Source organism: Nostoc sp. (assembly GCF_036916575.1).
In the GTDB taxonomy this organism is placed as follows: Bacteria; Cyanobacteriota; Cyanobacteriia; order Cyanobacteriales; family Nostocaceae; genus Nostoc.
This window is the reverse complement of the sequence record NZ_JBALGC010000127.1, coordinates 1-5804: the sequence shown is the minus strand read 5'-3', so window position 1 is coordinate 5804 and position 5804 is coordinate 1. Positions and strand designations below refer to the sequence as shown.

6 protein-coding genes and 2 pseudogenes are annotated in these 5804 nt (G+C 41.5%); all 8 read left to right on the top strand.

What is annotated here, in order from left to right; genetic code table 11:
* Positions 1-1092 (top strand): thioesterase domain-containing protein (locus V7L29_RS28245; RefSeq protein WP_334737533.1); only part of this gene is annotated, 1092 nt, incomplete at its 5' end.
* Positions 1093-1421: 329 nt separating this feature from the next.
* The gene (locus V7L29_RS35685) at positions 1422-1556 is read left to right on the top strand and encodes a DDE-type integrase/transposase/recombinase (protein WP_442944281.1); all 135 of its coding nucleotides are present in this window, start codon (positions 1422-1424) and stop codon (positions 1554-1556) included.
* A 95-nt stretch (positions 1557-1651) separates the two neighbouring features.
* Entirely contained in the window at positions 1652-1783 is a 132-nt protein-coding gene (locus V7L29_RS35680) for a hypothetical protein (RefSeq protein WP_442944280.1), read from the top strand.
* A gap of 345 nt (positions 1784-2128) precedes the next feature.
* Positions 2129-2410, top strand: a pseudogene (locus V7L29_RS28235) (MbtH family protein).
* 361 nt (positions 2411-2771) lie between these two features.
* A pseudogene (locus V7L29_RS28230) lies at positions 2772-2888 on the top strand (IS630 family transposase); the annotation flags it as partial.
* A gap of 576 nt (positions 2889-3464) precedes the next feature.
* Entirely contained in the window at positions 3465-4781 is a 1317-nt protein-coding gene (locus V7L29_RS28220) for an MFS transporter (RefSeq protein ID WP_334737532.1), read from the top strand.
* 132 nt (positions 4782-4913) lie between these two features.
* Positions 4914-5309 (top strand): biotin/lipoyl-binding protein, encoded by a 396-nt coding sequence (locus V7L29_RS28215; RefSeq protein ID WP_334737531.1) that lies wholly within the window; start codon positions 4914-4916, stop codon positions 5307-5309.
* A gap of 56 nt (positions 5310-5365) precedes the next feature.
* Positions 5366-5804, top strand: a 439-nt coding sequence (locus tag V7L29_RS28210) for a DUF6444 domain-containing protein (protein ID WP_334737530.1), incomplete at its 3' end; no start/stop codon positions are given.

The window sequence follows — 5804 nt, the reverse complement described above, 5'->3', positions numbered from 1 at the left end:
GTTACGGACTTTGTTCCACCCCGTACACCAACTGAAGAAATCATTGCCAACATCTTCGCGGACGTTCTCGGTATTGAAGCAGTAGGCATCAACGATAACTTCTTTGAACTAGGCGGAAATTCGCTGTTGGCTGTGCGCTTAGTTGCTCGCATCCGGCAGCAGTTTGGAAAGGAGCTTCAACTATCCACACTCTTCCAGGAAGCAACAATTGAACATCTTGCCACCATTTTACGCCAGCAAAATGACCCTTGTACTGAAACTATCCTAGTAAGAATTCAACCTACTGGTTCAAGACAGCCTTTCTTCTGCGTCCATCCAGCTGGGGGGAATGTCCTTTGTTATGCTGATTTGGCTCGTTGTCTGGGTCAAGATCAACCGTTTTATGGTTTACAAGCAGTTGGATTTGATGGAAAACAAGAGCCTTATCCCCGCATTGAAGTAATGGCAGCGCGTTACATTGAGGTAATACAGCTCATTCAGCCTGAAGGTCCATACCTCTTAGGAGGTTGGTCTTTTGGTGGCATTGTAGCTTTTGAGATGGCTCAGCAGTTACAAGCAAAAGGACAGAAAGTAGCTTTGCTCGCATTGTTTGATGCTATAGCAATGAATTCTACTATTGAATTTCCAGAAAATGATCCAGTGCTACTAGCTGGTTTTGCTCAAGATCTTGGTCTCTCCTTGGAGTCTTTTGAGTTCGCTACAACTCATTTCCGACAGCTTCAATCAGATGAGCAGTTAACTTACGTTTTTGAGCGGGCAAAGACTAGTAACCTGCTACCACTCGATATTGAACTTTCTCAGGTTCACTCTCTTTTTCATGTCTTTAAGACTAATGTCCGTGCTATTAGTAATTACTTACCTCAGGTTTACCCAGGTCAGGTTACTCTTTTCAGAGCTACCGAGCAATTTGCTGATACTCCTCAGAATCCAACTAACGGTTGGAGTAGGCTGGCTAAGGAGGGAGTAGAGATTCAAGTTGTACCTGGTAATCATTACAATATGCTCAGAAAACCCCATGTAAAGTACTTGGCTGAGCAACTCAAGACTTATCTTGATAAAACACAGACATTTAAGAGCAGCCATGTTGTATAATGGTATTGTCAACATAATTAGGTTATGTTGCACAAACTGATGATGGTCTAGAAGAAATAGCAATTGTACCTGCTGTTTCTCCCCTAACCAACCTTATCCATCAACCCCAAGCACCCATTAAAATGGTGTAAGTCTTAATCAGATATCATTTTGCTGTGCGTTCGGTAGTACTTATGATACCCGTTTTCGTACCATAATCTGGAGGAGATGATACCAGAAAAGGGACTAAGCGTAGACCACACAATGATGTATCGATGGGTTGAAACTTATGCCTCAAACTGGATAAACGATGCCGCTGGTACTTGAAATCAACTAATGATTCATGGCGAATGCATAAGACGCATCTCGAAGTGAAAGGTGAGTGGAAGTATCTTTATCGGGTATTCGATTCCGAAGGTAATACCTTTGACTTTATGCTCAGTGCTAGACATGACGTACGTGCGGCAGAACCCTTTTTCTCGTAAGGCAATGAATGCTAAGTATAACCACAGAGGTTATAAATGTGGATAAAAATGCGGCTTATCCAAAGGCAATTAACGAACTTAAAAGAAACTAATTTTTGACCAAAACTATTAAACTCCGTCCGGTTAAGTACCTGAATAACATGGTGCAACAAGACCATCAGTTCATTAAACGCCTGGTTAACCAGGGATGGGGTTTGCCTAATTCAATACGGCGAGGCGAACCCTGAGGAGATATAAGGTGATGAATATGATCCGCGAGAGTTAAATTCAGGGAGTCGAAAAAGGCAACATTTTAGGTCAAGTAAAATTTGTGTCTCAAATTTTCGGAGTAACGGCATAACGAGTGCTTAAGCAATGAGTATTGTCTGTCCTCAAGTAGTTTTAACACAACCTTTTTTGCAGCCTGAGGAACTGAATAGCGAAAGTGTCATCTACAAATAATTTAAGGAGAATTTAATGAATAGTTTTTGCAATAGAATCAAAAAGAGATGATTAATCTTGAATTAAAGCGGGTGGTAGTTACAGGTCTGAAAGCTGGAAAGTTACTCACGTTAATTTGATGGAGGGCAATCATGAATCGAGATGATCAAGAAGACACTATGATTTATAACGTTGTCGTGAATCATGAAGAACAGTATTCTATCTGATCTGCTGAACGAGAGAACCCACTCGGTTGGAAGAATGTGCGCAAAAGTGGTTCTAAACAGGAATGCCTTGAGTACATTAAGGAGGTTTGGACAGACATGCGACCCCTCAGTTTGCGGAAGAAGATGGCGGAATCTAGTTTAAGAAACCTAGACCGCATTGAGAAGGAAGAGGGCAGAGGGCAGAAGGCAGAAGGAACCCCTGCCTAAAGATAGAGGATTCAAATAAGGACGCCCTGTTACTCGCGCTATGCGTCTCGTAACAGATTTTATTTTTTGTTCCAGATAAATCAGGGGGCTTGGACCCATTTTGGGCAAGGCAGGGCAGAAAGCATTCATTATTCGGTATAATCTATCACTTAACCTTCTAGACTCTGCCCTCTGCCGACTGCCGTCACACCTTGCCCGAAGGGCTTGTCAATCATGAAAACTACCGAAATCTTCAACTCTTGGGTGACTTGTCCCAGACTTAATTCTCAGGCCAAAGTGCCCAGAGTGAAGCAAAATGGGCCAAAGTGGTACTCTCAAGTGTTGAACATCCTGACTGGACTGATAGGTAATTTAGACTCCGACGATTGATTATCTACGTTATTTATTAGCCCAATCCCCTAACCAACAATTACTGATTTTTTGGGATGGTGCTTCTTACCATCGTTCTCATCTTGTCCAAAGCTTTTTATCCCACATTCCGCACCCTAAGGTGTTACACAGCATAATCACTTAATTTTTCTTATGTTGTCAGCTATAAATTATGCCAGTAAAACTTTTGATCTCCGTTAAAACAAGGAAATTAAGTATATAAACTAGCTCTGTATTATTCTAAAAAACAGTAAAAACCCATTGTGACAGTTGAGGGTGCGGAATGTAGGTTTTATCTAAGATAAACCAAGGTTTACCTGAAGAACAATGGCAAATTCACGCTCGTCCGCTTTACCCCGAATTGCCCGTCACAAAATTCCATTGAAGATATTTGGTTACAAGCTAAAGCCTGGGTGCCACGCAAAGCTTGCCGGGGGGAGTATCCCTCCGGCAAGCTTTGCGTTTCTGTGCTTTGATTCCTTCATTCTCTCATCTCAAATGGATGGAAGAAGTGGTTTATCTGACATACTACCTTTGATTTCGCCACTCTTCAAAAGTAGGTCGCTTTTTCAGAAATCAAATATTAGTCCTATTTTATTAGAAATTGTTAGCCATAAAGCAGAATTTCAGTTTGAGAAATAAGTTTCTATATTTTCCAACACCTGTATAAATATTTGAGGAAGGAATGACCAAATATACAGCAATTCTAAAACTACGAGTATTCATCATTATTTCCTTGGGGCAATTTATCTCACTTATTGGCTCAGGACTTACTAGCTTCACACTTGAGTTATGGATATACCAGAAAACAGGTTCAATTACTCAGTTTGCACTCGTTGCATTATTTACCACTTTGCCACCAATATTAGTCTTACCTATTGCTGGTACACTTGTAGACCGCTGGGATAAACGCTGGACAATGATACTCAGTAACTGCGTTGCAGGTCTGGCTACACTCTCTATTGCAGTATCGTTTTTCATGGCTAGCCTTCAGGTTTGGCAAATTAGCGCTGCCACATCGGTCATCTCAGTTTGCTGCTTATTCCAATATTTAGCCTTTACCGCAACTACCACTCTGCTTATTCCCGAAAAATATCTCGGTCGTGCCAGTGGCACACTACAAGCTGGGCAAGCATCTATAGGGCTTTTCATGCCAGCATTAGCAGGGATACTGGTTTTAAAAATTTATCTTCAGGGTATACTCCTGATCGACTTTGCAACTTACTTATTCTCCCTCGTTATGCTTTTAATTGTCAAGTTTCCCAAGCTCAAAACTGCTACCAAAACTATGACTACAGACAAACTAGGAAAAAGTTCATTCAAAAATGAGGTAATTTACGGCTGGACTTACATTAATTCACACTCTGGTTTCTTAAGCTTGCTACTCTACTTTGCTGTCATTAATTTTCTAGTTGGAATCGTTGGTCTATTGCTTATACCGATGCTTCTCACTTTCGTCTCCTCTGCAATAACCGGTGCTGTGTTGTCCATCGGTAGTTTTGGTGCTTTAATCGGCAGTCTTGTAATGAGCGTATGGGGAGGACCAAAAAGTCGCGTTTCTGGCATTTTAGGCTTTGGACTTCTACTAGGAATTTGCATAGTATTTGCAGGGTTACGCCCCTCCATACCGCTCATTACAGTAGCAGCCTTTGGCGGCTACTTCTGTTTTCCGTTAATTGGTGGCTGTAGTCAAGCCTTATTACAGAGCAAAGTAGCAGTTGATGTGCAGGGACGAGTCTTTGCTATCCAAGGAATGATTGGCAGCTCGTCCTTGCCACTTGCTTATCTCGTAGCTGGACCACTAGCTGACAATATATTCGAGCCACTTTTAGTCAGAGGTGGTCCATTAGCTGCAAGTGTTGGCAGGATGATTGGCGTGGGAGCAGGGCGGGGTATTGGATTCTTATTTATAGTCTCAGGAATACTCTTTATTTTAGTAACCATCTATAGTTATTTGTATTCAGATATACGCCTTTTAGATCAAAAAACAGAGGTGTTATAGATATATTGATACAACATTAAATAATTCTATTAAGTGTACCTTTTAGTATGAACACCTTCAAAAAAAATTCTTACCATTGATAGAATTAAATATCCATTACGCTGGCTAGTTGGGCTAATGGGAGCTTGTATTTTGGTTGTTAGCACAACGACAATTTATATATTTGTGATGCGGGAGACAAGTCAAGAAGACATTGCACAATTAACTGTCCCTATTCAAGTAAAGAGCATCACGATACAGATTACTAGTAGTGGTAAAGTGCAACCAATTCGGAATGTAAATATTAGCCCGAAAAACGTTGGAATTTTAACACGTCTGTATGTTGAACAGGGGAATAAGGTGAAAGCTGGACAAATTCTTGCTTGCATGGATAATGCAGATATTCAGGTAGAGGTAGATCAAGCTCGTGCTGACTGGGAACAAGCCCAGGCGAAGCTAGCCGAGGCTCGTGCTGGTAACCGTCCACAAGAAATTGCAAAAGCACAAGCGCAAGTAGACTCAGCTAAAGCTAAAGCTGTTTACACGTAAGGATTCAGGTAGCAGGGTATTGACAAAGGGGACGCTTGGAGTGGAGTATCACAATCATGAACCTCAACGTGCCTCAACAAATCGATCGGAAAAGTCTTAACCAGCTGTCCAAAGAAGAGTTGGTGGATATAATCATTGAGCAGGCGATCGTTATCCAGCAGTTACAAGCAACAATAGAAGAACTCAAACAAGAGGTAGGGCGGCTGAGTATTAGTCGAGACCTTGATAGCAAGACATCTTCAAAACCGCCATCTGGGGACATCCTGAAAAAATCTGAAAATAAAAAACCAGAAAACGAACTTGAATCGAATCGTGCCAAACGCAAACCAGGAGGGCAACCCGGACATCAGGGCAAAACTCGTAAAGGGTTTGGAAGAATCGACCGTTTTGAAATTTTACATCCGGAGTTTTGCACCTGTTGTGGTAACACAAAATTTTCTAGTGAAGCTGTGAAAATTGAAACACAACAGGTTGCCCAGTTAGTGGAACGGCCAA

Bases quoted from the DNA above. Each gene is read 5' to 3' on its own strand.
- V7L29_RS28220 (WP_334737532.1), top strand. From the start codon at position 3,465: ATGACCAAATATACAGCAATTCTAAAACTACGAGTATTCATCATTATT.
- V7L29_RS35685 (WP_442944281.1), top strand. From the start codon at position 1,422: ATGCATAAGACGCATCTCGAAGTGAAAGGTGAGTGGAAGTATCTTTAT.